This window comes from Pseudoroseomonas ludipueritiae (genome assembly GCF_014490445.1).
GTDB classification, from domain to species: domain Bacteria; phylum Pseudomonadota; class Alphaproteobacteria; order Acetobacterales; family Acetobacteraceae; genus Pseudoroseomonas; species Pseudoroseomonas ludipueritiae.
The window spans coordinates 74,670-100,789 of the sequence record NZ_JACTUZ010000004.1; the positions used below are offsets into that span (position 1 = coordinate 74,670).

22 protein-coding genes are annotated in these 26,120 nt (G+C 68.2%); 14 read left to right on the top strand and 8 right to left on the bottom strand.

Going from position 1 to position 26,120, the window contains the following annotated elements:
• Positions 1-16: 16 nt before the first annotated feature.
• A complete protein-coding gene (locus IBL25_RS02515) occupies positions 17-1,078 on the bottom strand; it encodes an autoinducer 2 ABC transporter substrate-binding protein (RefSeq protein WP_202986651.1) in 1,062 nt (353 codons plus the stop codon).
• A 41-nt stretch (positions 1,079-1,119) separates the two neighbouring features.
• Positions 1,120-1,809 carry a deoxyribose-phosphate aldolase gene (gene deoC / locus IBL25_RS02520; protein WP_187776982.1) on the bottom strand — a complete coding sequence of 230 codons (690 nt, stop codon included), beginning with the start codon at positions 1,807-1,809 and terminating at the stop codon, positions 1,120-1,122.
• Between the two features lie 129 nt (positions 1,810-1,938).
• On the opposite strand from deoC, the gene IBL25_RS02525 reads away from it, so the two are divergent.
• Both IBL25_RS02525 and IBL25_RS02530 read left to right on the top strand, forming a co-directional pair.
• Positions 1,939-2,745, top strand: a complete 807-nt coding sequence (locus IBL25_RS02525) for a DeoR/GlpR family DNA-binding transcription regulator (protein WP_187776983.1) — start codon at positions 1,939-1,941, stop codon at positions 2,743-2,745.
• Positions 2,746-2,775: 30 nt separating this feature from the next.
• On the top strand, positions 2,776-4,407 hold the full coding sequence (locus tag IBL25_RS02530; RefSeq protein ID WP_187776984.1) for an FGGY-family carbohydrate kinase: 1,632 nt from the start codon (positions 2,776-2,778) through the stop codon (positions 4,405-4,407).
• Positions 4,408-4,454: 47 nt separating this feature from the next.
• Here IBL25_RS02530 and IBL25_RS02535 read toward each other — a convergent pair whose 3' ends face one another.
• The 3 genes from IBL25_RS02535 to proV all read right to left on the bottom strand — a co-directional run bounded on the left by IBL25_RS02535 (position 4,455) and on the right by proV (position 7,607).
• The gene (locus IBL25_RS02535) at positions 4,455-5,333 is read right to left on the bottom strand and encodes a glycine betaine ABC transporter substrate-binding protein (RefSeq protein ID WP_202986652.1); all 879 of its coding nucleotides are present in this window, start codon (positions 5,331-5,333) and stop codon (positions 4,455-4,457) included.
• A gap of 100 nt (positions 5,334-5,433) precedes the next feature.
• Positions 5,434-6,348, bottom strand: coding sequence for an ABC transporter permease (locus IBL25_RS02540; protein WP_187776985.1), 915 nt, complete (start codon positions 6,346-6,348; stop codon positions 5,434-5,436).
• Positions 6,349-6,359: 11 nt separating this feature from the next.
• The gene (gene proV, locus IBL25_RS02545) at positions 6,360-7,607 is read right to left on the bottom strand and encodes a glycine betaine/L-proline ABC transporter ATP-binding protein ProV (protein ID WP_187776986.1); all 1,248 of its coding nucleotides are present in this window, start codon (positions 7,605-7,607) and stop codon (positions 6,360-6,362) included.
• A gap of 589 nt (positions 7,608-8,196) precedes the next feature.
• Here proV and IBL25_RS02550 point away from each other — a divergent pair.
• The 4 genes from IBL25_RS02550 to IBL25_RS02565 all read left to right on the top strand — a co-directional run bounded on the left by IBL25_RS02550 (position 8,197) and on the right by IBL25_RS02565 (position 13,942).
• Positions 8,197-9,783, top strand: a complete 1,587-nt coding sequence (locus tag IBL25_RS02550; protein ID WP_238940163.1) for an ABC transporter substrate-binding protein — start codon at positions 8,197-8,199, stop codon at positions 9,781-9,783.
• A 103-nt stretch (positions 9,784-9,886) separates the two neighbouring features.
• Positions 9,887-11,404: a serine hydrolase domain-containing protein gene (locus IBL25_RS27210; RefSeq protein ID WP_187776987.1), complete on the top strand. Its 1,518-nt coding sequence runs from the start codon at positions 9,887-9,889 to the stop codon at positions 11,402-11,404.
• Positions 11,405-11,415: 11 nt separating this feature from the next.
• Positions 11,416-13,002 carry an ABC transporter substrate-binding protein gene (locus tag IBL25_RS02560; RefSeq protein WP_187776988.1) on the top strand — a complete coding sequence of 529 codons (1,587 nt, stop codon included), beginning with the start codon at positions 11,416-11,418 and terminating at the stop codon, positions 13,000-13,002.
• A gap of 19 nt (positions 13,003-13,021) precedes the next feature.
• Positions 13,022-13,942, top strand: coding sequence for a LysR family transcriptional regulator (locus tag IBL25_RS02565; RefSeq protein WP_187776989.1), 921 nt, complete (start codon positions 13,022-13,024; stop codon positions 13,940-13,942).
• On the opposite strand, the gene IBL25_RS02570 is transcribed toward IBL25_RS02565, so the two are convergent.
• The gene (locus IBL25_RS02570) at positions 13,943-14,929 is read right to left on the bottom strand and encodes a tripartite tricarboxylate transporter substrate binding protein (protein WP_187776990.1); all 987 of its coding nucleotides are present in this window, start codon (positions 14,927-14,929) and stop codon (positions 13,943-13,945) included. It lies immediately after the preceding gene.
• A 220-nt stretch (positions 14,930-15,149) separates the two neighbouring features.
• Between IBL25_RS02570 and IBL25_RS02575 the strand changes: the two genes are divergently transcribed.
• The 3 genes from IBL25_RS02575 (at position 15,150) to IBL25_RS02585 (ending at position 18,385) form a co-directional block, all read left to right on the top strand.
• Positions 15,150-15,908, top strand: coding sequence for an IclR family transcriptional regulator (locus IBL25_RS02575; RefSeq protein ID WP_187776991.1), 759 nt, complete (start codon positions 15,150-15,152; stop codon positions 15,906-15,908).
• A 128-nt stretch (positions 15,909-16,036) separates the two neighbouring features.
• Positions 16,037-17,650: an FAD-dependent monooxygenase gene (locus tag IBL25_RS02580; RefSeq protein ID WP_187776992.1), complete on the top strand. Its 1,614-nt coding sequence runs from the start codon at positions 16,037-16,039 to the stop codon at positions 17,648-17,650.
• A gap of 15 nt (positions 17,651-17,665) precedes the next feature.
• Positions 17,666-18,385: a class II aldolase/adducin family protein gene (locus tag IBL25_RS02585; protein WP_187776993.1), complete on the top strand. Its 720-nt coding sequence runs from the start codon at positions 17,666-17,668 to the stop codon at positions 18,383-18,385.
• On the opposite strand, the gene IBL25_RS02590 is transcribed toward IBL25_RS02585, so the two are convergent.
• Together IBL25_RS02590 and IBL25_RS02595 are read right to left on the bottom strand one after the other, a co-directional pair.
• Positions 18,386-19,363, bottom strand: coding sequence for a Bug family tripartite tricarboxylate transporter substrate binding protein (locus tag IBL25_RS02590; RefSeq protein WP_187776994.1), 978 nt, complete (start codon positions 19,361-19,363; stop codon positions 18,386-18,388).
• Positions 19,364-19,422: 59 nt separating this feature from the next.
• Positions 19,423-20,469, bottom strand: a complete 1,047-nt coding sequence (locus tag IBL25_RS02595) for an amidohydrolase family protein (RefSeq protein ID WP_187776995.1) — start codon at positions 20,467-20,469, stop codon at positions 19,423-19,425.
• A 179-nt stretch (positions 20,470-20,648) separates the two neighbouring features.
• Between IBL25_RS02595 and IBL25_RS02600 the strand changes: the two genes are divergently transcribed.
• From IBL25_RS02600 to IBL25_RS02620, 5 genes are all read left to right on the top strand, one after another.
• Positions 20,649-21,215: a DNA-3-methyladenine glycosylase gene (locus tag IBL25_RS02600; RefSeq protein WP_187776996.1), complete on the top strand. Its 567-nt coding sequence runs from the start codon at positions 20,649-20,651 to the stop codon at positions 21,213-21,215.
• 402 nt (positions 21,216-21,617) lie between these two features.
• Positions 21,618-22,097: a glutathione peroxidase gene (locus tag IBL25_RS02605; protein WP_187776997.1), complete on the top strand. Its 480-nt coding sequence runs from the start codon at positions 21,618-21,620 to the stop codon at positions 22,095-22,097.
• 108 nt (positions 22,098-22,205) lie between these two features.
• Positions 22,206-23,795, top strand: coding sequence for an ABC transporter substrate-binding protein (locus tag IBL25_RS02610; RefSeq protein WP_187776998.1), 1,590 nt, complete (start codon positions 22,206-22,208; stop codon positions 23,793-23,795).
• A 29-nt stretch (positions 23,796-23,824) separates the two neighbouring features.
• Entirely contained in the window at positions 23,825-25,495 is a 1,671-nt protein-coding gene (locus tag IBL25_RS02615) for a M28 family peptidase (RefSeq protein WP_187776999.1), read from the top strand.
• An 86-nt stretch (positions 25,496-25,581) separates the two neighbouring features.
• On the top strand, positions 25,582-26,120 hold a 539-nt coding region (locus IBL25_RS02620; RefSeq protein ID WP_187777000.1), incomplete at its 3' end, for a hypothetical protein.

Consider the following 26,120-nt stretch of genomic DNA (forward strand, 5'->3'; position numbering starts at 1 on the left):
CGGTCAAAGGTTGGTATCAGAAGTTGTACTGGGACATGTTGTCCTTGGTGACGCCGACCCAGCCCTGGCCGACCAGGACATTGGGCTTCTTGGCATCTGGCGCCTGCAGGCTGTTATAGCCCGCGAGGCCGAGGTCGAGGCCCGCCTTGATCTCCTTCTTGGCCAGCGCCATCACCGCCAGGATGTTCATGGCATAGCCGGCCACCGCCGGGTCCCAGAACTGGATGTAGTTGATGTCGCCGTTGCGCAGGTACTGACCCGCGACGGAAACGAGCCCGGTGCCGGAGAAGAAGAGCTTGCCCTTCAGGTTGCGCTCCGCGATCAGGCGGCCCGCGCCGGCCGAGGTCGGCATCGGCGCGCCGACGATCCCCCTCAGGTCGGGATATGCGGTCAGCACTTCCTTCAGCTTGTTGTAGTCCGTGGTCGCATCGTCATAGGTCTCGATGCGCCGCGTCACTTCCTGCATCTTCGGGAAGTTCTGCTTCTGGTAGGCGACGGCGCCGTCGATCCATTCCATCTGCGACTGCGAGGTCAGGCTGCCGACGGTGGCCACGTACTTGCCCTCGCCGCCCATGTCGCGCGCCAGCACTTCCATCAGCTTGGCGCCATAGGCGTGGTTGTCGAAGGCCTCGATGTCATAGTCGATATTGGTCAGGCCGGAAGCCTCGTGGGAAATGACCACGATGCCCTGGCGCCGCGCCTTCTGCAGCACCGGCTCCACCGCCTCGACCGAGAAGGGGACGATGCAGATGGCATCGACGCCCTGGGCGATCAGGCTTTCCACCAGTTGCACCTGGGCAGCGGCATCGGCCTGGCTGGGGCCGACCATCCAGGTGTCGTGGCCCTGGTCCTTGCCGAACTGCGTCACGCCCGTGCGCATGCGGTCGAACCAGGCGATGCCATCCACCTTCACCACCGTGGCGATGGTGCGCTTCTTGCCTGCCTTGGCATTGACGTCGCCGGAGACCTTGCTGGCATCCACGGCGGCATTCTGCGCCCAGGCCGGGCGGCCCATCGTGGCTGCCATCAGGCCGCCCGCGGTCAGCGCGCCCAGCGAACGCCTGCTGAAATCGACCATGTTCTGTTTCCTTCCCGTCTCAGCCGGTTGACGCAGTTGAATCAGTAGCCGGTCGTCGCCACCGGCGCGCCCGTGACGAGCGCGACGCCGGAGCTGGCGCCGATCCGCGTGGCGCCGGCGGCAATCAGCGCCTGCGCCCCATCCCATGTGCGTACGCCGCCGGAAGCTTTAACCCCCAGCGCATCGCCCACCACCTCACGCATCAGTGCCACATCGGCAACCGTCGCGCCCCCAGTGGAAAAGCCGGTGGAGGTCTTGACGAAATCCGCGCCGGCCTCGGCCGAAAGGCGGCAGGCCGTGCGTTTCTCTTCGTCACTCAGCAGGCAGGTCTCGATGATGACCTTCAGCACCTTGCCGGGGCAGGCGGCGCGCACGGCGGCGATATCGGCCCGCACCGCGTCCAGCCGCCCGTCCTTCAGGGCGCCGATATTGATGACCATGTCGATCTCGTCGGCGCCATTGCGCACGGCATCCGCCGTTTCGGCGGCCTTGGCCTCCGGCGTGGTGGCACCCAGGGGGAAGCCGACCACGGAGCAGGTCTTCACGCCGCTGCCGCGCAGCGCCTCCGACACCAGCGCCACATTGCCGGGGTTGACGCAGACCGAGCAGAAGCGGTGCTCGCGCGCCTCGTCGCAATAGCGGCGCAGCTCGGCCTCGACGGCATCCGCCTTCAGCAGGGTGTGGTCGATCAACGGCGCCAGTTCGGCTGGCGTGCGCGGGGTCTTGGTCATGAAACAGGCGTCCTCGGGATCTGCGGATATGTCATCCGCCGTCCCATGATTTGTTAGTTTCGTAACTCTTGTTATAATCGTCACATTAACGGCCTCGATCGTCAAGCAGGGGCCACGCGAGGAGGGCGGATGTCGCAGGGCGGGATGCAGGGTGTGGCGGGGGCGCGGCGTAGTGCCCGGCTCACGCAACTGGGGGAGATGCTGCGGCAGGGCGGCCCGGCCCGGCTGGAAAGCGCCGCGGCGGCGCTTGGCGTGTCCTCCATGACCCTGCGGCGGGACCTAGCCAAGCCGGGGCAGCCCTTCACGCTGCTGGGCGGCCATGTGGTGCCGGTGGGCGGCCCTTCCGGCGCGAGCCCTTATGCACTTGAGCGTGAGCAGGACAGCCACACCGCCGCCAAGCGGCAGGCCGCGCGCCATGCCGCCGCGCTGGTGGAGGATGGCGACACCATCTTCATCGACTGCGGCACCACCATGCCGCATTTCGTGGAGGCTCTGCCGGCGGGGCTTTCCCTCACCGTGCTCTGCTACGCCCTGAACATCGTGACGCTGCTGAGCCGGCGGGCGCGGACGCAACTGGTGCTGCTCGGCGGCCTCTACCACCCGGCCTCCGCCACCTTCGCCTCGGACGAAGCACTGGCGAGCCTGCGGAGGGTCCGCATCAACAAGGCCTTCGTCTCCGCCGGCGGGGTGCATGCCACGCGCGGCGTCACCTGCACCAATTTCAACGAGGTGCCGGTGAAGCAGGTGGCGCTGGCCTCCGCCGCGCAATCCTTTCTGGTGGTGGATTCCTCCAAGCTGGGCAAGCTGAAGCCGGCCTATTTCGCGCCCGTCACGGCCTTCGAACGCATCGTGACCAGCGCTCTGAACCGCACGGAACCCGCCGCCGCCCTGGCGCGCGCCGGGGCGCGGCTTGACGCGGCGGGCGCCGGTTCCTAACCCCGCCGCCGGCAGCACAGGATCGGCGCAATGCAGGACATCGTCATCGGCGTGGATGTGGGCACCGGCAGCGCCCGCGCCGGCGCCTTCACCCCGGACGGCACCATGCTGGCCCAGGCGGCGCAGCCTATCCGCATGTGGCGGCCGCGCCCGGGCTTCGCGCAGCAGTCTTCCACCGACATCTGGGCGGCGGTCTGCGCCGCGGTGCGCAATGCCCTGGCGGAACTGGGCCCGGTGCGGGTGCGCGGCATCGGCTTCGATGCCACCTGCTCGCTGGTGGCGCTGGATGCCACCGGCGGCCCGGTCTCCATCAGCCCGGATGCGGAGCCGGAGCAGGACACGGTGGTCTGGATGGACCACCGCGCGGCGGCGGAGGCCGAGCGCATCAATGCCGGCGGGCATGACGTGCTGCGCTATGTCGGCGGCCGCGTCTCGCTGGAGATGCAGACGCCCAAGCTGCTCTGGCTGAAGCACCACCTGCCGGAGGCCTGGGCACGCGCCGCGCTCTTCCTGGACCTGCCGGATTTCCTGACCTGGCGGGCCACCGGCAGCACCACGCGCTCGCTCTGCTCCACCGTCTGCAAATGGACTTACCTGGGGCGGGAAGGGCGCTGGGACGAAGGCTTCTTCCGCGCCATCGGGCTGGAGGATCTGGCGGCCGAGGGCTTCCAGCGCATCGGCACCGAGATCCTGCCGGTGGGCCATCCCATCCCCGGCGGGTTGAGCGCCACGGCTGCCACGGAACTGGGGCTGCCGGCTGGCATTCCGGTCGGCACTTCCGCCATCGATGCCCATGCCGGCGGGCTCGGCGTCATCGGCGCGGCGATGGATGGGCAGGCGCCGGATGAGCAGGCGCTGCTGCGCCGGCTGGCGCTGGTGGGCGGCACCTCAAGCTGCCACATGGCCGTCTCGGCCGAGCCACGCTTCGTGCCCGGTGTCTGGGGCCCCTATTTCTCCGCCATGCAGCCCGGCCTCTGGCTGAACGAGGGCGGGCAATCCGCCACCGGCGCGCTGGTGGACCATGTGATCACCACCCACGCCGCCTATCCCGCCCTGGCGGAGGAAGCGGCCCAGGCCGGCATCACCATCTACCAGCGGTTGAACCAGTTGTTGGAGGAGATGGCGGCCCCGCTGCCTTTCCCGGCATTGTTGACGGAACATCTGCATGTGATGCCGGATTTCCACGGCAATCGCTCCCCACGCGCCGATGCCTCGCTGCGCGGGATGGTGTCGGGGCTGCGGCTTTCCGCCACGGCGGAGGACCTGGCGCTGCTCTACCTCGCCACGGTGCAGGCCATCGCCTATGGCACCCGGCATATCATCGAGACGCTGAACGGCCAGGGCTATGCCATCGACACCGTGCTGGCCTGCGGCGGCGGCACCAAGAACCCCGTCTTCCTGCGGGAACATGCCGATGCCACCGGCTGCCGCATCGTGCTGCCCGCCGAGCCGGAGGCCATCCTGCTGGGCGCCAGCATGCTGGGCGCGGTGGCCGGCGGCGTCCACCCGGACCTGCCCGCCGCCATGGCGGCGATGAGCCGTGCCGGGCGCATGGTGGAACCCGCCTCCGAGGCGGCCCGGCGCTACCACGATGCCAAATACGCGGTCTTCCTGCGCATGCACGAGGACCAGATGGCCTATCGCCGCCTCGTGGCCGGCTGAGCGGCCAGCGCCGCGCCCCAGCCGGGCGCGGCGCTTCTCCTGCCGCCTCAGGCGGCGAACCAGCCGTTCACACGCTGCGCGTGCTCGTCGACGTACTTCGAGACGGCGGCCTCGACGCTTTCTTCCTGCGCCACCAGCATGGCGGCTTCCAGTTCGTTCAGCGGCATGTTCAGCTTGGACAGGAAGGCGGCCACTTCCGGGCGATCCTTCTTCAGGCCAGGACGGCCCAGGCCCACCACTTCCTCGGCCGCACCCAGCGCGCCCTTGGGGTCGGCCAGGTAGCGCAGCTCGTACTTGCCGAACATCCAGTGCGGGCTCCAGGCGGTCGCCACGATCCAGTTCTTGCCGCGCATCTGGCGGTTGAGCATGGAGAGCATCGCGGCTTCGCTGGATTCCTGCAGCTTATAGCCATTCAGGCCATAGGCCTTGAGCGTATCCTGCGACAGGCGCGTCAGGCCCGCACCGGGCTCGATGCCCTGGATGCGCCCGCCCAGCTTCTCCTGCACGGCTGGCTTGGCAAGGTCCTCCAGAGAAGCCAGCTCGCTCTCCGGCACATATTTCGGCACCACCCAGCCCAGCTTGGCATCGCCGTAGAGGGTGCCCAGGCGCTCCACCTTGCCTTCGACGCGCTTGTAGTAATCCTCATGCGTCTTCGGCAGCCAGCACATCAGCATGGCATCCACGTCGCCGCGCGTGACGCCCTGGTAGAGCGGCGCCACGTCGGTCTGGACCAGCTCCACCTTGGTGTTGAGCTTGTCCTCGATCAGCTTGGCGGCGAGGCGGGTGATGAATTCTGCATCCGCCCAGGGCGCGAAGCCGAGCTTGATGCCGCCGGAGCGGGCGAGCGCCGGGCGGAAGCCCGTGGCGAGGCCGGCGGCGAGGCCCATGCCGGCGGTGAGGAACTGGCGCTTGTTGATGGCGATCATGCGTCGGCATCCTTCTGCTTGCGGGCGCCGCCAAGCGGCGGCCCCGGGGAAAGATCACGGAAAGAAAGGGGAGGCAGGGGCAATGTGGCCCCCGCCGCGGTCACGCCTTGCGGGTGACCAATGTGCCGGCGGGCTCCGCCTCATCGCCACGGGCGAAGGCGGCGCGCAGGCGCTTGAAGCTGAAACCTTGAGGCTCGGCGCTGAAGCTCTGGGTGATGCGGTCCAGCAGCACGGCCAGCACCACGACGGCGAGGCCGCCCTCGAAGCCCGTACCCACGTCCAGCCGCTGGATGCCGGTCAGCACCGTATTGCCCAGCCCGCCGGCACCGATCATGGAGGCGATCACCACCATCGAAAGCGACAGCATGATGGTCTGGTTCACGCCCGCCATGATGGAGGGCAGAGCGTTCGGCACCTGCACCTTCAGCAGCAGCTGCATCGGCGTGCAGCCGAAGGCCTGGCCGGCCTCGATGAACTCATGATGCACCTGCCGGATGCCCAGGTTGGTCAGGCGAACCACCGGCGGCATGGCGAAGATCACCGTGGCGATGGTGCCGGGCACGGCGCCAAGGCCGAAGAACATTGCCGCCGGGATCAGGTAGACAAAGGCCGGCATGGTTTGCATCAGGTCCAGCAGCGGCCGCGCCACGGCCTGCACCGCGCGGCTGCGCGCCATGGCGATGCCGAGCGGGATGCCAAGCACCATGGCGATGCCGGTGGCAGCCAGCACCAGGGACAGGGTTTCCATCATTCGGTCCCAGAGCCCCATGCCGCTGATCAGCAGCAGGGCGGCCACGGCGAAGATGGCGAATTTCCAGCCCACGCGCCACAGCGCCAGCAGGGCGATGGCGGCGATGGCCAACGGCTCCGGCGTGCCCAGCAGCGCGTCCCGCACGCCATCCGTGACAAAGCCGATGGCGGAGGCGATGGCATCCAGCGCCGGCGTGAAATGGTCGAGAATGAAATTCACGACCGCATCGGCACCCTCGCCGATATGAAGATCGAGATCCTGCAAGGGGATTCTCCTCAGTTGCCGTTGCGGTCGAGGGTTTGCAGCAGCGCCGTCTTGCTGATGGCGCCCAGGTAGCGCTGCTCCTCATCGACCACCGGCACGGGATGCGGGCTTTCCGCCACGCGGCCCATCACATCCGAAAGCACCGCATCGGCGGCGATCGGCTCTACATCCGGCAGCAGGGCGCGCCGGTAGGCATCGGGCCCCGAGCCGCTCGCGGCACCGGCCAGCGAATCCACCGTGACCATGCCGTGGTACTTCTTGTCCTGACCGACGACGACAGCGACATCGCGCTCATGGTTCTGCAGCCGCTCCAGCGAGGCGGGCAGGGCGATGTTGCGGCGCTCGATCAACGGCACCTGGGTCTCGGCGGCGATGTCGCCGGCGCGGAAGACCTGGGAGACATCCACGTTGCGGAAGAAGGAGCGCACATAGTCATTGGCCGGGCTGTTCACGATCTCATCCGGCGTGCCCACCTGCACCACGCGCCCGTGCTGCATGATGGCGATGCGATCGCCGATGCGCATGGCTTCGTCCAGGTCATGGCTGACGAAGACGATGGTGCGGCTGTGCTCGGATTGCAGGCGCAGCAGCTCTTCCTGCATTTCCGAGCGGATCAACGGATCGAGCGCCGAGAAGGCTTCGTCCATCAACAGGATGCTGGGCTCGCCCGCCAGGGCGCGGGCGAGGCCAACACGCTGCTTCATGCCACCGGAAAGCTGGTCTGGCCGGCTGTTGGCATAGGCGCCGAGCCCGACGCCTTCCAGCGCCGCTCGGGCCTTGGCGTGCCGCTCGGCCTGGGGCATGCCGGCCACTTCCAGCCCGAAGGCGGCATTGTCCAGCACACTGCGGTTGGGCAGCAGGGCGAAGGACTGGAAGACCATGCCCATCTCGGCCCGGCGCAACGCCGTCAGCTCGCCACGCGACATTTTCGCGATATCGCGGCCATCGATCAGGATCTCACCGGAGGAGGGTTCGATCAACCGGTTGAGCAGGCGCAGCAGGGTAGACTTGCCGGAGCCCGAAAGGCCCATGATGACGAAGATCTCGCCGGCGCGGATCTCGAAGCTGGCATCGTGGACGCCAATGGTGCAGCCAGTCTGGGCCTGCACAGCCGCCTTGTCCTGCCCTTCGCGCACCATGCGCAGGGCGGCCTCGGGGCGGTCGCCGAAAACCTTGAAGACGTTACGAAGCGCGATCTTTACGGGCGGCAAAGCGGCATTGCCGGCCACCCTGCTGAGGGTCGGGGTCGTGGCGGTCATGGATACTCCGGGCTGCCGCGCGCCATGCGGCGGCATCACCTCCATCGGGTTGAGCGAAGCGCAGCCAACCACTGGTCCGGCTGGCTGCGGGGCGCAGCGACAGCGCCCCTAAAAAGACACAATCTATGTGTGCTTAATCGAGAGCTTAGTTAAAGCATATCTTCGTGCATGTCCACTCCCTTGAAAATCCTGGCTGCCTCGGCCTGAGCATCCATCGTCAGTATGCCAAGAAGCCGAGAAAGTTTCGGACCCGGCGGCGATGTGACGTGTCAGGATTGCTGTTCCTGGTCCGTATCTTTTCTGGCCCATCCTTACTTCTTCTGATCCATGATTTGGTGTTCCCGCCTGGGGTTTGGCTGGGTGGGTGGCGTGTCATCCTGTCTCCAAGGGGCGAGCAAATTGTCCACCTGTTCATCCACAGGGCTGTCCCCCAAATCTGTGGATATCTCCGCCCACCACGCCGTCGGAGGCGGCCGTGGAAAGGGGGCAGGCAAAGCTCTGCCTGGGCCGGTGCTGTCAGGCGGATTGCCCTTCCCACCGGCGCCGGTTTCATCCTAGCGTTCCCGCGTTCACCATGACGGAGACCGCCATGAGCCTGACGCGCCGCCATCTGCTTGCCGGAATTGGCACCTCGCCCATGCTCATGTCAGCCTCGGACGCCCTGGCGCAGGGCTTGCAACCCAGGCGTGGCGGCGTGCTGAACGTCATCCTGAACCCGGAACCGCCAATCCTGCAGATCGGCGTCAACAACCAAACGCCGACCCTGATCTGCGGCAGCAAGATCACGCAGGGGCTGCTGAAATTCTCCCCGGCCCTGGAGCCGATGCCGGAACTGGCGAAGAGCTGGACCGTCAGCCCCGATGGGCTCGAATACGTCTTCAGGCTGCAGGAGAATGTGAAATGGCATGATGGGCGCCCCTTCACCGCCGAGGATGTCCTCTACTCCGTCATGACCTTCAACCGGGAGATCGCGCCCCGCCTGCGTGGCGTGATCGCCGGCATTTCGGAGGCCACGGCGCCAGACCCGCTGACGGTGCGCTTCGTGCTGAAGCAGGCCTTCCAGCCCTTCCTGCTGTGCTTCGATGCCACGGCGCTGCCCATTGTCGCCAAGCATGTCTATGACGGCGCCGACATCCGCACCAACCCGGCGAACCTGAAGCCGGTGGGCACCGGCCCCTTCCGTTTCGCCGAGTGGCAGCGGGGCAATTTCGTGCGGATGGAACGCTTCGGGGAATACTGGAAGCCAGGGCAGCCTTACCTGGACGGCATCATCTGGCGCGTGATCCCGGACGGGCAGAGCCGCCGCCTGGCCATCGAAAGCGGGCAGGTGCAGATGAGCACCGCGACGGATATCGAGCCCTTCGACATCCCGGCCCTGCGCCAGGCGCCGAACCTCAATGTCACGACCAAGGGTTGGGAGTATTTCTCGCCGCTCTTCTGGTTCGAGCCAAACCACCGTGTGAAGCCTTTCGACGACAAGCGGGTACGGCAGGCCATGAGCATGGCACTGGACCGCAAGTTCATCGTGGAGCGCCTGTGGTTCGGCCTGGGCAAGGCGGCGACGGGGCCAGTGGCTTCCACCACCCGGTTCCATGACCCCAGCGCCACGCTGGCGCCTTTCGATGTCGCCAGGGCGAATGCGCTGCTGGACGAGGCCGGGCTGAAGCCCAATGCCCAGGGCATTCGCGGCGCTTTTAAATACATTATCCCGCCCTACGGCGAGATCTGGACGCGCATGGGCGAATACTTCCGCCAGGCGATGCGGCGCATCGGCTTCGAGGTGACGCTGGAATCCACCGATGCCGGCACCTGGGCCTCTCGCATCGCCAACTGGGATTACGAGGCGACATCCAATGTCCTCTACCAGTATGGCGACCCGACGCTAGGGGTGGAGCGGAGCTATGTTTCCTCCAATATCCAGAAGATCCTCTTCACGAATACCGCCGGCTATTCCAACCCGAAGGTGGACGAGCTTTTCGCCAGGGCGCGCACGGGCGCGACGGAGGCGGAGCGCAAGGCCGCCTTCTCCGAGGTGCAGAAGATCCTGGTGGAGGATATGCCGCTGCTCTGGGTGGTGGAGGTGAACTACCCGACGGTGACGGACAAGCGGCTGCACAACGCCGTGCAGCTCGGTACCGGGAACCACGCCAGTTACGACGACGTTTTCCTGGCCTGAGGATCGGCGCCTGCGGGAAATGACGCCAGGGTGATTGACGGCGGTGGGGAAAGGCTGAGGAAATGACACCTCGCTGATTCCCACCCGCCGAGAGGCCCGCCGCATGCCCGACTGGACCCGCGCCACCAACGAAGCCGATCGCCTCGCGCGGGCCTGGTCCGAGGCATCCGGGCCAGGCGGGGCCATCCTGCTCTTCGACAGTGCCGGTATCCGCCACGCGGCTTGCGGCGGATTCGCCAGCATCGAGCATGCCATCCCCTTCACGCCGGATACGCCGAGCCGCTACGCCTCCATCAGCAAGCATTTCCTGGCTGCCACGGCGCTGCTGGAGGAACTGCCGCTGGAGGCGCCGCTGGGCGTGCTGTTGGATGGCCTACCGCCGGCGCTTGGCGCCGTGCCGCTGGGCCGGGCGCTGGACATGACCGCCGCGCTGCCGGACATGATGGAAGTGCTGTGGCAGCAGGGCGTGCCTTACACCGCCAGCCTGGGCGGCGCCGAGGTCCTGGGCATCGCCCGCCGCCTGCCCGGCCTGAATGCGGTGCCGGGTACGGAAATGGCCTATTCCAATACCGGCTGGCGCCTGGCGCAGTCGGTCTTTCCCGCCCAGCGCGGCGTGCCTTACGCCGAGGCGCTGCGCCGCCGGCTGCTGGCGCCACTCGACCTGCCCATCCGCTTTCCGGAGGATGAGACGGAAGCGGTGCCGGGCCTCGCCACTGGCTATTGGTGGGATGGTGCCTCCTGGCGGCGCGGCCGCTACGGCATGCATTTCTCGGCCTCCGGTGGCCTGGCGGGCAGCGCGGCGGCACTGGCGCGCTGGCTGGTGGCGCTGATGACGGGGCAGGGGCCGCTGGCTGGGATACTGGAGCAGCTCGCCGCCCCCAGGCTCTTCGCGGATGGCACGGAGAGCGCCTATCGCCTCGGCCTCGTCCGCAGCAGGCTGGGCGATGATGAGTTGCTGGGCCATGGCGGATCGCTGCCCGGCTACCGCAACCATGTCCTGCTGGCGCCCGGGCGCGGCCTGGGCGCGGTGGTGCTGACGAACCGGGAGGAAGAGGCCCTCTGGCCGGCGATGACCGTGCTGGCCGCGCTGCTGGAACAGCCGCTGCCGGAACCGGCGCGCGATCTCCCCACGGGCCTCTTTGCCACGGAGGAAGGCCCTTTCTGGGCCGAGACGACAGCGGATTCCATCAGCTTCATGGGCGGCCACGAGCGGCTGGTGGCGGAGCCGGATGGCAGCATGCGCAGCCTTCCGGCGTATCTCGACATCCAGGTGCGGGCGGAGGGGCAGGATGTGCTGGCGGGGCAGGTGGGTGGCACTGTGCGGCGCTTCATCCGCGTACCGCGGGAGCAGGGGCTCGACCCCGCGCTGGTCGGCGAATGGCGTGAGAAGCACTACGACCTTGCCTTGACCATCCGCGCCGATGGCACCGCGCGGCTGCCCTGGGCCGGCGGCACCGGCGCCGAGACGAAGCTGACACCGCTGCCGGGCGGCCGGGCTCTGGCGGACCTCGCGCACGGCCCTTGGCGGCATCGTCCCTGCCTCTGGCTGCAGGCGGACGGATCTTTGCGGCTTGCCAGCCATCGCGCGCGGGTGCTGCATTTCACGCCTTCGAACCCTTGAGGAGACCGGCCTTGAATCGCTCACGCCTCGCGCTTTTGCTGGCTGCCGCACCGATTGCCCTGGCGCTGGCTCAGGGTGCCGCCGCGCAGCCGGCGCCCAACCGCGTGCTGCGCGTGGCGCCGCATGCCGACCTCAAGACCCTCGATCCGGTCTTCGCGTCCATCGTCATCACCCGCATGCACGGGCTGATGATCTACGAGACGCTCTTCGCCTGGGATTCCAAGCTGCAATCCCACCCGCAGATGGTGGAAAGCGTCTCCACCTCACCAGACAACCTGACCTGGAGCTTCCGGCTGCGGGACGGGCTGCGCTTCCACGATGGCCAGCCGGTGACCAGCCGCGATGTCATCGCCTCGCTCCAGCGCTGGATGAAGCGCGATACCGTGGGCGGCAAGCTGGCCGAATACACCGCGGCACTGGAAGCGCAGGACGAGCGCGGCTTCACGCTGCGGCTGAAGACGCCGACCGGCATGGTGCCCTTCGCACTCGGTTCCGCCGTCGGGCAGATCCCGGCCATCATGCGCGAGAGCGACGCGACGACCGACCCGATGAAGCCGGTGACGGAAGCGGTCGGCAGCGGCCCCTTCCGCTTCAACCGCGCGGAATGGCAGAGCGGTGCCCGCGTGGTCTATGATCGCAACCCCGATTACCGCCCGCGCAGCGAGCCCGCCGATGGCCTGGCCGGTGGCCGGGTGGTGAAGCTGGACCGTGTCGAATGGACCATCATGCCGGACCCCGCGACGGCGGCGGCCGCCTTGCAGACCGGCGAGATCGATATCTGGGAGCAGCCGGGGCAGGACCTGATCCCCGTCATCAGCCGCAACCGGGATGTGAAGGTGGAGCGTTATTCCAGCCTTTCCAATCAGGCGATGCTGCGGCCCAACCACCTGCACCCGCCCTTCAACGACCCGCGCGCCCGGCTGGCCCTGGCCTATGCGACGGATCAGGCGGATTTCCTCGCCGCCGGCTTTGGCGACGAGCAATGGTGGAAGCGCTGCGGGTCCTATTTCGTCTGCGGCAGCCCCAATGGCACCGAGGCCGGTGCCGAGGCCTATGCCAGGCCGGACCTGGAAAAGGCCCGCAAGCTGCTGGCGGAAAGCGGCTACAAGGGCGAGCGCGTGGTGATGAGTTCCTCCTACGACATCGCGCCCATCGGCCGCATGGCGGAAGTGGCTGCGGAAGCGTTGAAGAAGATCGGGCTGAACGTCGATCTGCAGTTCGCCGACTGGGGCACGGTGACGACGCGGCAGCAGAACCGTTCCACGCCGGACCAGGGCGGCTGGAACCTGTTTGTCACCACGGCCTCCGGCGCCACCATGCAGTCGCCGGTGACGAATATCGGCACCAACATGGCCTGCGAGCGCGCTTGGTCCGGCTGGCCCTGCGATGCCGAGGCAGAGAAGCTGCGCAACGCGGTGGTGGAGGCTGTGGACGAGAATGGCCGCCGCGCCGCCACCGAGGCGCTGCACCGCCGGCTGGCGGAGATGCAGCCCTATCGCGTGCTGGGGCAATACGACCAGCCCTATGCGCGGCGGAGCAACATCTCCGGCGTGCTCAGCGCGCCGGTGATGGTCTTCTGGAACATCGAGAAGAAGTAATGGGAAGGCTGCGCAGCCCATGATGTTGCAGCAGATCCGCTGCTTCATCGCGGTGGCCGAGGCCGGCAGCTTCACAGCGGCGGCACGCGTGCTGCACCTGTCGCAGCCGGCGCTGGGGGGACATGTGCGCAACCTGGAGGCCAGCCTGGGCGTGGTGCTGCTGGAGCGGCATTCCCGTGGCGTGCTGCTCAGCCCGGCCGGGCAGGCCTTCCTGGGCGCCGCGCGCAAGGTGATGGCGGCGCTGGAGGAAGCACGCGCCGCCGTCGAGCCCTTCCACGCGCGGGTCATCCGCATCGCGCTCGGCATCACGCCCACCTCGGGCAAGACTCTGGTGCCGGATCTGCTGATGGAAGGCGCGGCGCAGAAGCCGGAATTGCAGTTCCACCTGCGCGCCGGCCTTTCGGATGAGCTGCGGCAGTTGCTGATCTCGACCGCCGAACTGGACGCCGCCTTCTGCTATGACCCGGAGCCGCATGACGCCCTGCTGATACACCCGTTGTATGAGGAAGACCTTTTCCTTGTCGGCGTGCCGGGGCTGGTGAATTCGGCAGATGGGCCTTTGCCCTCGGCGGAGCTGCACCGCTTCCCGCTGGTGCTCGACCATCGCTTCCATTCGACGCGGCGGCTGATCGAGACCTGCGCGCGGGATCAGGGCATCACGCTGCAGGTGCGGATGGAGGCCGAGCCCGCCGAGGTGAAGCGGACCCTGGTGCTGGAACGCAGCAATTGCACCGTGGTGCCCTATGGCCTCTTCATGGAGGATATCGCGCGCGGCGCCCTTTGTGCCCGCCGCATTGTCGACCCGCCGCTCAGCCGCAGCCTGGCACTGGTGACGCGGCGGACCCTGCCGGCACTGGTCGGGCCGGGCCTGGTGGCGCTGGTGCGGCGCATCGCGGCGGCCAAGGTGGCTGAGGGCGGCCTCGGCTGGCGGCCGGTGTGACTAGCCGGGGGTAATGCCGGCTTCCTTCACCACGCGCGCCCATTCGCGCAGTTCTTCCTCGACGATGGCGCGGAACCTGGCGGGGGTGCCGCCGGCGGGTTGCAGGGACTGCGCCTGCAATGCCTTCTGCGTGCCAGGATCGGCCAGCCAGGCATTGGCGGCGGCGTTGATATGCTCCAGCAGCGGCGCCGGCAGGTTGGCGGGGCCGAAAAGGCCGTACCACAGCGTCAACCCACGCATCGGAAAGCCGGCTTCCGCCAGGGTAGGCACCTCCGGCGCCTCCGGCGAGCGCCGCGGCGCGCCGATAGCCAGGGCCCGCGCCTGCCCGTTGCGGACCAGCGGCAGCGCCACCGCCACCGGCAGCATCATGGCGGCCACGCGGCGGCCCAGCAGATCCTGCACCGCTGGCGCCGTGCCGCGGTAGGGAATGTGGTTGAGGTCGATGTTGGCCGTCAGCTTGAACAGCTCCATGGCCATGTGCTGCGCCGTCCCATTGCCGGGGGAGGCATAGTCCAGCGCCCCGGGCCGGGCGCGGGCGAGGCCCACGAAATCCAACAGCGTCGCTGCTTCCAGGTCTGGGCGGACCAGCAGCATGACATGCCCTTCCGCCAGTTGGATGATGGGTGTGAAGTCGCGTGCCGGGTCATAGGGCAGGTGCGGCAGCAGCGGCGGGCTCATGACGAAGGGCACGCCCTGGATCATCAGGGTCCGCCCATCCGGCGTGGCGCGGGCAACCGTCTGGGTGCCGATCTGGCCGCTGGCGCCGGCGCGGTTCTCCACGATCACTGGCTGTCCCAGCCCTTCCTGCAAGGCAGGCGCCAGCAGCCGCGCCAGCAGGTCCTGGGCGGTGGAGGGGGTAAAGGGCACCACCAAAGTCACCGGCCCATCCGGCCTGCCGCCAGTTTGTGCCAGTGCCGGCCGGGGCAGCAGCGGCAGGGCCGGGAGGAGCAGGGCTGTGCGCAGGATGAGGTCGCGGCGGCTGGTCATGGTGGCGGGGTCCTCCTGTGAAACGCGGCGGCCTTCTGGGCGGGCCATGTCAGCGCGGTAGGGCAGCAGAGGCAGGAAGAAACCGGCCGCGCCAGAAGCAATGGCTTACGGCAGCCATAAGCCTGGGCTCCAGCAGCGCGGTTCCATGTTATGAGCAGAGCTAGATATCTGAATCCTGAATGAATTCCTGTATAACAGGATTGAAAGGAGGCTTGGCGCCATGAAGGCCGATACCACCCCCGGCAAGATGCTGAGGATTCTGGACCTGCTGGAGGACTCCGCCGGCCACCTGACGCTCGAGCAGTTGCATGAAGGGCTGGGCTATACCCGCTCGACTCTCTACCGCTACCTGAAGATCCTGGGTGAGGCGGGGCTGGTGGCTTCCATGCCCGAGCTCGGCTTCACGCTCGGGCCACGGATCGCCGAGCTGGACTACCGCATGCGGCAGCAGGACCCGCTGATCGCCGCCGCCCGGCCGGTGATGGCAGGATTGGTGCAGGCGGAAGGTGGCATCGCGCTGCTCTGCCGCCGCTACCGGGACCGGGTGCTCTGCGTGCATCAGGAGCGGGGGCAGGCGGCTTTCCGCAGCCATTATGAACGTGGGCTGGCGCGGCCCTTGTACCGCGGCGCGGCGGCGCGGGTGATCCTGGCGCATCTGCCTGCCGCCAGCATCAACAGGTTGCAGGCAGAGCATGCGGCGGGCTTTGCCGAGGTGGGCCTGGGGCACACGGCGGCGGCGGCGCGGGAGGCGCTGCGCCGCATCCGCCAGCAGGGCTGGGATGTCACGGAAGGCCAGGCGACGCCCGGCGTCACCGGCATTGCGGCGCCGTTGCGCGATGCCGCCGGGGAGGTGGTGGGCAGCGTCAGCCTCACCCTTGGCCGCTCGCGCCCTGTGGAAGCCGAGTTGCTGCGCCTGGTGGAGCGGCTGCGCTTCTGCGCCGGCATCATCGAGCGCACTTTGCCACAGGCCTCACCATAATCCCAAATATTGCGACTTGACGAATCAGCCCTGGGCTGGGAGGGTCCTGTCATCCGCGAGGCTGATGCCGCGCGGCCAAGCATGGATCCGGCGTGCCATGCCTCGCCGGGCAGGAGGAGCGTGAGCCGATGGATACCCAGGTCATCATCGTCGGTGCCGGACCGGTCGGGCTGACCCTGGCGGTCGATCTCGGCCGCCGCGGCATTCGCTGCACATTGCTGGAGCAGAAGCCGGAGCCGCAGTTCCTGCCGAAGATGGAGCGGTGCAATGCCCGCACCATGGAGATGTTCCGCCGCATCGGGCTGGCGGAGACCATCCGCGCCGCCGGGCTGCCGACGCATGTGCCGATGGATGTCTTCGTCATCCTCTCCATGGCCGAGCCGCCGCTGCTGCGCCTGCCTTACCCTTCGGTGGACGAGGCCCGGGTGCGTATCCGCGAGGTCAATGATGGCACGGAGGCGCTGGAACCCTATCAGCTCACCTCGCAATACACGCTGGAGCCGGTGCTGAAGGCGGCGGCTGAGAAGCTGCCCGGCGTCACGCTGCGCTACGGCTGCACCTTCCTGGAATTCGCCCAGGATGCGGAGGGCGTGGAAGTGACCTTCCGCCGTGAGGATGGCGGTACGGAACGGCTGCGCGGGGCCTATCTGGCCGGCTGCGACGGCGGCGGCAGCCCGGTGCGCAAGCAGCTCGGCATCCGGCTGCGCGGGGAAGGCAATCTGCTGCAACTGCGGCAGGCGCTCTTTGTTTGCGACGAACTCTACGATCGCATCCCCATCGGCAACGGGCCCGGCCATGGCCGCCACTATCACGTCGCCGATGACCGGGCGAGCTTCCTGATCATGCAGGATTCCACCCGCCACTGGACCCTGCATGCGACAGTCGAGAGCGATGAGGCGATGCGCGCCCAGTTCGAGAAGGTCGTGGCGATGCCGGTGAAGTACGAAATGCTCTATTGCGGCGAATGGCGCCAGAACCTGTTGCTGGCCGACCGTTATGGTGAAGGGCGCGTCTTCCTGGCCGGGGATTCCGCGCATCTGGTGATCCCCACCGGCGGCCTCGGCATGAATACCGGCGTGGGCGATGCCTTCGACCTTTCCTGGAAGCTGGCGGCAACGCTGCAGGGCTGGGGTGGGCCGGCGCTGTTGTCTTCCTACGAGGTCGAGCGGCGCCAGGTCGGGGAGCGCAATGTCGGCGCCTCCCGCTATGCCTCGCTGGGGCGGCGGCGCTGGCGGTCGCAATACCGGCCGGAGATCCGTGACGATACGCCCGCGGGGCTGGCGGCGCGCGACAACCTGGCGCGCGTGGCGGATGTAGAGCAGCGCAAGACCAATGAGATGATCGGCGCCGAACTCGGCTATCGCTACGTCGATAGCCCGATCGTCGACAATATCCCCGGCGGGCCGGAGCATCTCTTCCGCGAGTACCACCCGACCACCTGGCCGGGCGCACGCCTGCCGCATGTCTGGCTGGAGGACGGCACGGCCATGCAGGACCGCATCCCGGCCGAGGGCTATACCCTGCTGCGGCTTGGCGGCAGCACTGCCGATCTCGGCCCGCTGCTGCGGGCGCTGCGGGCGCGGGGCGCCCCGGCAACGCTGCTGGACATCCCCGATGCCACGGCGCGCCAGGTCTATGAGCGCGACCTGCTGCTGCTGCGGCCGGACATGCATGTCGTCTGGCGCGGCAATGCGCCGCCAGCCGATGCCGCCGCCCTGGCGGCGCTGGCCACCGGCCACTGAGGGAGGCAACCAATAATGACGGAACTGGAGCGGCTGCGCGGCGAGATCGTCACCGCGAACCATATTCTCGCGCGGGAAGGTATCGTCGACGCCTTCGGCCATGTCAGCGCCCGCCATCCGGAGGACCCGGGCCGCTACCTGCTGGCCCGTGCCCGCTCGCCGGAGCTAATCGAGGAAGGCGACATCGAGGAATACGCGCTGGATGGCGCTCCGCTCTCGCCCGGGGCGCGCAAGCCCTACCTGGAGCGCTTCATCCATGGCGCGATCTATGAGGCGCGGCCGGACGTGATGGCGGTGGTGCATAGCCACAGCCACAGCGTCGTGCCCTTCAGCGTGGTGCGCCGGCCTATCCGCCCGCTGCTGCACAGCGCCGCGACCATCGGCGCCGAGGTGCCGGTCTGGAACAGCCGCAGCAAGTTCGGCGATACCGCGCTGCTGGTCTGCGACATGCCCATGGGGCGAGACCTCGCGGCCTGCATGGGCGGCGGCTCGGCCTGCCTGATGCGTGGGCATGGCTCCACCGTCTGCGGCGGCTCGGTGTCCGAGGCGGTCTATACCGCCATCTATCTGGAGGTGAATGCCAAGCTGCAAATTCAGGCGGAGAAGCTGGGCGAGGTGGATTTCCTCTCGCCCGGCGAGATCTCGAAGATCAGCAGCCGGCTGCGCGACGGCTTGCCCGGTGAAGGCTTCCGCCGCGCCTGGGACTATTGGGTCCGCCGCGCGGCGGAAGGCTGATCAGCCGCCCTGGATGCCCGCCTGCTTCACGACCTGGCCCCAATGGGCGATGTCGTGGAGCATGCGCTGCCGGAAGGCTTCCGGCGTGCCACCGCCGGGCACCATTCCCTGCGCCCGCAGCCGCTCCTTGGTCTCCGGCAGCGCCAGCCAGGCATTCACCTCGGCATTGATGCGGCGGGTGGTTTCCTCCGGCATGCCGGGCGGGCCGAAGAGGCCGTACCAGAGCGTGACGTTCTCCATCGGGAAACCGGCCTCGGCCAGCGTCGGGATCTCCGGCGCTTCCTCGGCCCGTGTCTCGCTGCCAACCGCCAGCACGCGGATCTGCTCGGCCCGCATCAGCGGCAGGGCCACGTGCACGGGCAGCATCATGGCGTCCACGCGGCGGCCCAGCAGGTCCTGAATGGCCTGGGCGGAGCCGCTATAGGGAACGTGGTTGATGTCGATGCCGGTGGTCAGGCCGAAGAGGGCCATGATCATGTGGTGCGGCGTGCCATTGCCGGGAGAGGCGTAGTTCAGCTCGCCCGGCTTCGACTTCGCCAAGGTGACGAAATCCTTTACCGACTTCACCGGCAGGTCCGAGCGCACCGCCAGCACCACCAGCCCGTAGGCGAGCATGCTGATGAAGGTGAAGCCGGTATCGGGCTTGTAGGGCAGGTTCGGCATCAGGCTGGGGCTGGTGACGAAGGGGTCGCCCAGCACCAGCAGCGTCCGCCCGTCCGGCGCGGCGCGCGAGACATATTGCGCGGCGATGACGCCGCTGGCGCCGGTGCGGTTCTCCGCCACCACCGGCTGCGCCAGCTTCTGTTGCAGATAGGGCGCCATCAACCGTGCCAGCGTGTCATTGCCGGTGCCGGGCGTGGAGCCCACCACCAGCGTCACCGGGCCATCGGGCTGCGGGCCAGCAGCCTGGGCCGCCGGCAGCCCGGCGGCGCCAAGCGCCCCCAAGCCACCGAGCAGGGCCATCCTGCGAGTGAACATTCCTTCCTGGTCCTCCATCCGTCCCGATCGTGGCGCCGGGATCGTTGCTCAGCCTGGGTTCAGTCCGCCGCCTGGTCCTGCGCGCCGCTGCGCTTCAGGCCAAAGAGGGCCTCGGCATTGCGGAAGTTGATCTTCTCGCGCATCTCCGCCGACATCTCGATCGATTCCAGGACCGCAATGGTGTCACGGATATAGCCGGGGCCGCGTTCCGGATCGAAGGGGCAGTCAGAGGCGAAGAGCACGCGGTCCTGGCCGTAATATTCCAGGCCGCAGACCGTGGCGGGGCGGGAGCCGAAGACGGCGGTATCGGCATAGAAATCCTTGAAGTATTCCGCCGGGCGCTTCTTCAGCCGCTTCAGCACCGGGGAGAGGTCCTCATCCGAGGTGCGCTTGCCCAGCTGGTCCCAGCCCGGTCCGACGCGGCCCTCGAAATAGGGCACCATGGCGCCAAGGTGATGCGCCAGCACCTTCAGGTCCGGCAGGCGGTCGATGACGCCGCCGAAGACGAGGCGCGCCATGGCGGCGCTGGTCTCGTAGGGCCAGCCGAAGGTCCACCAGATCTCGTATTTCGACTTGTCCTCGGTCTTGTAGTCCGTCATCTCGGAGCCGCGCGAGGGATGCAGCAGCACCGGCTTGTTCCACTTCGCCGCCGTCTCGAAGACGGGGAAGAAGCGTTCCTCGTCGAGCGGCGCACCGTTGATGTTGGTGTGGATCTGCAGGCCGTTGCAGCCATGATCGCGGAAGGCGCGCTCGGCCTCGGCTGCCGCCAGTTGCGGGTCGTTCATGGGCAGGGAGGCGATATAGCCCGCGAAGCGGTCCGGGTGGCGGGAGACCAGTTCCGCCATGCCGTCATTGCCCAGCCTGGCCAGTTCCAGGCTCAGCGCCGGCGTGCCGAGGGATTCCAGCGGCGGCATGCCGAGGGAGAGGATCTGCGTATAGTCATGCTGCTTGAAGCGGTCCATGACGCGCAGCCGCTCATCCAGGTCGTAGATGGCCGGGATGCCGCGCATGCGGGAACCGATATTCTGCCCGGCGCCCTCCAGGGTCAGCATGCGGTCCCACAGCGGCTTGGGAAAGAAGTGGCAGAAAGCGTCGATGTAGCGCATCTGGTGATCCCCCGAGGTTCTTTCTGAGGGCACATGGGGCCACCGCCGGGCACCAGAGGCCAGAACGGATGCCGTCTCGCAGCCATAACTCCCGCTTTTAGCTCGTGCTGATGCTCGCCTGTGCAGCCAGAAGCCGATGCTATAGGTAACTCCTCAGCCACCTGCATTCCCGAGGCGCCGTGCTTCTCCTTCCACCTGCCTTCTTCCGGCGCCCCGCCCCGGAGGTCGCCCGTGACCTAGTCGGTACCCTGTTGCTGGTGGAAGGGGTGGGGGGCGTCGTGGTGGAAACCGAGGCCTATGACCACCAGGACCCGGCCTCCCATAGCTATCGCGGCCGCACCGCCCGCAATGCCGCGATGTTCGGGCCGCCGGGGCATGCCTATGTCTATCGCTCGCACGGCCTGCACTGGTGCCTCGATATTGTCTGCGGTCCCGAGCCGCTGGGGAGCGCCGTACTGATCCGCGCCCTGGAGCCCAGGTCTGGCCTGGACCTCATGCAACAGCGGCGCGGGCTTTCCGATGCCCGGCTGCTTTGCGCTGGCCCGGGGCGGCTGTGCCAGGCGCTCGGAATCACGGGCGCGTTGAACGGCCAGCCGCTCGACCAGCCGCCTTTCTCGATCCATGCGGGCGCGGCGCCGCCCGAGGTGGTCTCGGGCTCCCGCATCGGCGTAACCCGCGGCGGTGAGACGCCCTGGCGCTTCGGCTGGGCCGGCTCCGCCTTTCTCAGCCGGCCCTTCCGCCCCTGACGCCGCGCCCGCTGCCGGGGAGTGGCTGCTATTTGCCCGCAACAGCCGCCAGGCGGCCGGCATGGCGTTCCACCGCGCCGCGCGTCTGCGCGTTGGCGTGAAGCCGAAGCGGGATATGGGCCGCAGAACTGTGCGGCTTCTGATCGTTCTCGTTCCGTAGGGTTACGGAACTGTTTGGCTGGCCAGCCCGGCGCAGGATCGGGATCGCACCTAGTTGCACGAAGGGCAGTGCGTGGAAGCTTCTGCCGCTCCGCCAGGATATGCCGGTTGAGCCCTTGAGGTACGCGTGGGCGCGGGGAGATCCGTCCTCCTCTCCGTGGTATCCCGGGCACCGCCGCCTTCCGTGCCGGGCTCCCCGGCGGGTCGGTTGTCACGTCATTCGTCTCGCAGAAGGAGCCTTCCATGTCTGGACTCTATGGCCTTTCCGCACGCCGCGCCGACGGGAGCGACACCTCCCTGGCTGAGTTCCGCGGCAAGGTGCTGCTGATCGTCAACACGGCCAGCCGCTGCGGCTTCACGCCACAGTACGAGGGACTGGAAGCACTGCAGCAGCGACTGGCTCCGCGCGGCTTCACGGTCCTGGCCTTCCCCTGTAATCAGTTCGGTGCGCAGGAGCCGGGTGATGACGGCAGCATCGCCGAGTTCTGTGCCACCAACTATCGCACGAGCTTTCCGCTCTTCTCCAAGGTGGAGGTCAATGGGGCAGGGGCGCACCCGATCTTCCGGTACCTGAAGCAGGCGCGGCGTGGCTGGCTTGGCACCGGGCGCATCCAATGGAACTTCACCAAGTTCCTGGTGGACCGGCAAGGAGAGGTAGTGGCGCGCTTCGCGCCGATCACCAAGCCCGCCGCCATCGAAGGCGCGATCGAGAAGCTCCTGTGATATCAGCGCCAGGCCTCGGCCGGCCCGGCTGCCGCTTCAGGTATCTTCTTCGCAGGGCGTCGACAAAGCCAGTTGCGGGAGACCCGGCTGCGTGATTTCCTTTGATGCATGAGAGCAACGTCCTTCCGCGCCGCCCTCGGCGCCGTTACGGTTCTCGCAATGGCGCAGGGCAGCCCGGGCTTCGCGCAGGCCCTGCGGGTCGGCCTACGCGCCGCACTCGATGTGGCCGATCCCGCCAGTTCCTATTCGCCCAACCGCAACATCACGCTGCAGATCTACGAGCCCTTGCTGTTGCAGGATGCGACGCTGAAGCCCGTCGCAGGCCTGGCGGCCGCCTGGCGGATGCGCGACCCCACAACCTGGGAACTTACGCTGCGGGAAGGCGTGACCTTCCACGATGGCACGCCCCTGACGGCCGAGGACGTGGCGCATACGATCTTCCGCAATCAGACGACCGATACGCCCCTCACCTATAAGTCCGACCTGCGCGAGATCGTCGCGGTGGAGGCAGAGGGACCGCGCACCGTTATCATCCGCACCCGCACACCGCAGCCGCAGTTGACCTTCAGCCTCGCCACTTTCGGCATCGTTTCGGCCCGCGCGACCAAGGATGCCAGGCCAGACGATTTCCGCGGCGGCAAGGCGGCCGTGGGCACCGGCCCTTACCGCTGGCATCGATGGACCCCAGGCCAGGGCGTGGCGCTGACGCGCAACCCGGATTACTGGGGAACCAAGCCTCATTGGCAGACGGTGGATTTCCGCTTCGTGCCCAATGACAGCGCGCGTGTCGCCTCGCTGCTGGCTGGCGACCTGGACGTGATCGACGCGGTGCCGCCGGGCCTGACCGACCGGGTCGAGAAAGCGGGCAATACACGTCTGATGTCCACCACGGCCATCATGATGATCTACCTGCAACTGGAGATGGGGCGGGAGCAGTCGCCCTTCGTCACCGGTGAGGATGGCCAGCCGCTGCCCCGAAACCCTTTCAGGGACCTGCGGGTGCGGCAGGCCTTCAGCCATGCCATCAACCGCGCCGCCATCGCCGAGCGCGCCATGGAAGGCGCCGCCGAGCCCGCCAGCCAGTTCATGGCGCCGGGCCTCGACAACCATGACGCGGAACTGAAGCCGGTGGCCCATGACCCGGCCCGGTCCCGCGCCCTGCTGGCGGAGGCCGGCTACCCCAAGGGTTTTCACATGACCCTGGCCTGCTCCAACGACCGCTATCCGGGCGATGCCAAGGTCTGCCAGACCCTGGGCCAGATGTTGGGCACTGTCGGCATCCAGACGCGGGTGGAGACGGTGCCGATCTCCATCCTCTTCCGCCGCCGCTCCGCTGCGCCGGATGGCGGGCCGGATGTGGCGAGCTTCATGGCCGGCTATGGTTCGCCGAATGGCCTCGCGACCTCGGCGCTGTCCTCCCTGGCCCAGACCATGGACCGCGACCGCGGGCGCGGCGGCAACAACTACACCGGCTATTCCAATCCGGAACTTGATAGGATGGTGAGCGAAGCGGAGGCCGAGCCGGACGATGCCCGGCGCACCGGCCTCGTGCGGCAGGCGACCCGCCAGGCCATTAGCGATTCCGCCATTGTTCCGGTCTACTTCACCAAGGCCATCTGGGGCCTGCGCCGGGACCTGACCATGACGCCACGAGCCGACTCCTTCACCTTCGCCGATACCGTCCGGCCCTCCAAATGAGGGCTTTGGCTGAACGGGAGAGCGGACGGATGCCGCTGGAGAGCCTGCGGGCCGAGGTGGACGGGCCACGCATGATGCGGGACCTCGCCGAGCTGGCGCAATGGGTGAAGCTCTCCGGCACGCCGGAGGAGATGGAGAGCATCCGCTTCCTGCGGAGGCAACTGGATGCGGCCGGCTACCGTACCCAGGTGCTGATGCACGACGCCTATATCAGCTTGCCCGGCCCGGCGCGGGTGGAGGTGAATGGCAGGCGGGTGAATGCCATCACCCATTCCATGTCCCGCGCTTCCGGCCCCAATGGCACCAATGGGCCTCTGGTGGACCTGGGCGCCGGCGAGGCGGCGCGTTTCGCGGGTGCCAATCTGCGCGGGGCGCTGCTGCTGGTGCGGGGCATTGCCAGCCCGGATGTCGCGCTGCGCGCCTCGCGCGCCGGCGCGGCGGGCGTGCTGCATGTCAGCCCGCACCGGCACCTGCACGAGATGTGCATCTCGCCGGTCTGGGGCAATCCCGGCCTGGAAACGGTGGCCGACCTGCCCAGTGTCACCGTCTGCACCGTCTCCAAGGCGGATGGCGAGGCCCTGGCGGCGCGGCTGGCGGCGGGTGAGGCGCCGCAGGTGACCCTGCATGCCAAGGTGGATACCGGCTGGCGCCAGACCCCCATCCTGGTCGGCGAGTTGGATGCGCCCGGGAGCGATCCCGGGGCGCCCTTCGTGCTGCTCTCCGGCCATCAGGACACCTGGTATCGGGGCGTCATGGACAACGGCTCCGCCAATATCGGCATGCTGGAGGTGGCGCGTCTCTGCGCCACGCGGCGGGCGGAGTGGCGGCGGGGGCTGCGGGTCTGCTTCTGGTCCGGCCACTCCCACGGGCGCTATGCCAGCTCCGCCTGGTATGCCGATCGCAACTGGGCCGAGTTGGAGCAGCGCTGCGCCGCCCATGTGAACGTGGACAGCCTTGGCGGCGCCGGCGCCGATGTGCTGAGCGAGGCCGGCTGCATGGCCCCGCTGAACGCCCTGGCGGCGGATGCCATCTCGACCGTCTCCGGGCAAGTGCATGCCGGGCGGCGCAAGAACCGCAACAGCGACGAATCCTTCCCCGGCATCGGCATTCCCTCGATGTTCGGCAGCATCAGCATGCAGCCCGCCCCGCCGGATGGTTTCCGCAACGCCCTGGGCTGGTGGTGGCACACGCCGCAGGACCTGCTGGACAAGGTGGACGAGGCCAATCTGCTCCGCGACACCCGCATCCTGCTGCATGCGACCTGGCGCCTGCTGGCGGACCCGGTACTGCCGCTGGACCATTCCGCCCAGCTTGATTCCCTGCTGGAGGAACTGAAAGGGCTGGCACAGAGGCTGGCGGGCCAGGTGCCGGTGGAAGAGGTGCTCGCCACCACCACCCGGCTGCGGGACCGGCTGGCGCGGCTGCAGGCCAGCCCGGCACGGGACGCAGCCGCGCGGAACCGGCTGCTGATGCGCCTGTCCCGCATCCTGGTGCCCCTGGACTATGTTGCGACCGACCGGATGGCGCATGACCCGGCGCTGCCGCAGCCGCCCTGGCCGGTGCTCTCGCCGCTGCGCAGCCTGGCGGAAGCAGCGCCGGGCTCCGATGCCGCGCGCTTCGCTGCCGTCAGCGCCATGCGGGCCTGCAACCGGCTGACGCAGGCCCTGGCAGCCGCCGAGGCGATGCTGGAGGCTGGCTGAGCCGCCTCCGGCTTGTTCCGGCCGGAGCCAGCCCCATCTGCCCTCCAAGCCAGTCCGCTGGCAGAGGCTGATGAGTTTGGATTGTGATGCTGAAAGTAACCCCTGCGCTTCTGTTGTTGGCCCTGCTCGGGCTTCCCGGCTGCGACGACCCGCCGGAGGCGCAGCAGCAGTCAGGGGCGGCGCAGGCCGCCATGACGGAGGCGCGCCGGGCCGCCGAGGAACAGGTGCGTGCCCGGCTCCGCATCGTCGGGGACATGAGCCTGCGCGCCATTCAGGTCTATCCGCAGCAGGTGCCGGAGAGCTTCGCCGTCTGCGGCCAGATCAACCCGACCGGCGCGGCCAACGACCCCTTCATCCCCTGGGTGGCGACAGTGGCCCTGCGGGAGGGCAAGGCCAGCCGCGCCTCGTTGGTGATCGGCCTGTCGAATGTCGAGGCCAGCCGGGTTTACCTGGAGATGGTGGACCGTTGCTTCGAAGGCGGCGGGCCACGCAATGGCCAGATGCCGGCTGTCAGTGGCCTGCCGCCGCTGCCCGCGGATACCGCCCTGGAGCAGCAGCGCGAGGCGCCTCAGGGCCCGCCCACCGCCCTGCGCCAGCCGGCAGGCCCTGAGGCCGCGCCGCCGGC

Bases quoted from the DNA above. Each gene is read 5' to 3' on its own strand.
- IBL25_RS02515 (WP_202986651.1), bottom strand. From the start codon at position 1,078: ATGGTCGATTTCAGCAGGCGTTCGCTGGGCGCGCTGACCGCGGGCGGC.
- deoC (WP_187776982.1), bottom strand. From the start codon at position 1,809: ATGACCAAGACCCCGCGCACGCCAGCCGAACTGGCGCCGTTGATCGAC.
- IBL25_RS02525 (WP_187776983.1), top strand. From the start codon at position 1,939: ATGTCGCAGGGCGGGATGCAGGGTGTGGCGGGGGCGCGGCGTAGTGCC.
- IBL25_RS02530 (WP_187776984.1), top strand. From the start codon at position 2,776: ATGCAGGACATCGTCATCGGCGTGGATGTGGGCACCGGCAGCGCCCGC.
- IBL25_RS02535 (WP_202986652.1), bottom strand. From the start codon at position 5,333: ATGATCGCCATCAACAAGCGCCAGTTCCTCACCGCCGGCATGGGCCTC.
- proV (WP_187776986.1), bottom strand. From the start codon at position 7,607: ATGACCGCCACGACCCCGACCCTCAGCAGGGTGGCCGGCAATGCCGCT.
- IBL25_RS02550 (WP_238940163.1), top strand. From the start codon at position 8,197: ATGAGCCTGACGCGCCGCCATCTGCTTGCCGGAATTGGCACCTCGCCC.
- IBL25_RS27210 (WP_187776987.1), top strand. From the start codon at position 9,887: ATGCCCGACTGGACCCGCGCCACCAACGAAGCCGATCGCCTCGCGCGG.
- IBL25_RS02565 (WP_187776989.1), top strand. From the start codon at position 13,022: ATGATGTTGCAGCAGATCCGCTGCTTCATCGCGGTGGCCGAGGCCGGC.
- IBL25_RS02570 (WP_187776990.1), bottom strand. From the start codon at position 14,929: ATGACCAGCCGCCGCGACCTCATCCTGCGCACAGCCCTGCTCCTCCCG.
- IBL25_RS02575 (WP_187776991.1), top strand. From the start codon at position 15,150: ATGAAGGCCGATACCACCCCCGGCAAGATGCTGAGGATTCTGGACCTG.
- IBL25_RS02580 (WP_187776992.1), top strand. From the start codon at position 16,037: ATGGATACCCAGGTCATCATCGTCGGTGCCGGACCGGTCGGGCTGACC.
- IBL25_RS02585 (WP_187776993.1), top strand. From the start codon at position 17,666: ATGACGGAACTGGAGCGGCTGCGCGGCGAGATCGTCACCGCGAACCAT.
- IBL25_RS02590 (WP_187776994.1), bottom strand. From the start codon at position 19,363: ATGTTCACTCGCAGGATGGCCCTGCTCGGTGGCTTGGGGGCGCTTGGC.
- IBL25_RS02595 (WP_187776995.1), bottom strand. From the start codon at position 20,469: ATGCGCTACATCGACGCTTTCTGCCACTTCTTTCCCAAGCCGCTGTGG.
- IBL25_RS02605 (WP_187776997.1), top strand. From the start codon at position 21,618: ATGTCTGGACTCTATGGCCTTTCCGCACGCCGCGCCGACGGGAGCGAC.
- IBL25_RS02610 (WP_187776998.1), top strand. From the start codon at position 22,206: ATGAGAGCAACGTCCTTCCGCGCCGCCCTCGGCGCCGTTACGGTTCTC.
- IBL25_RS02615 (WP_187776999.1), top strand. From the start codon at position 23,825: ATGCCGCTGGAGAGCCTGCGGGCCGAGGTGGACGGGCCACGCATGATG.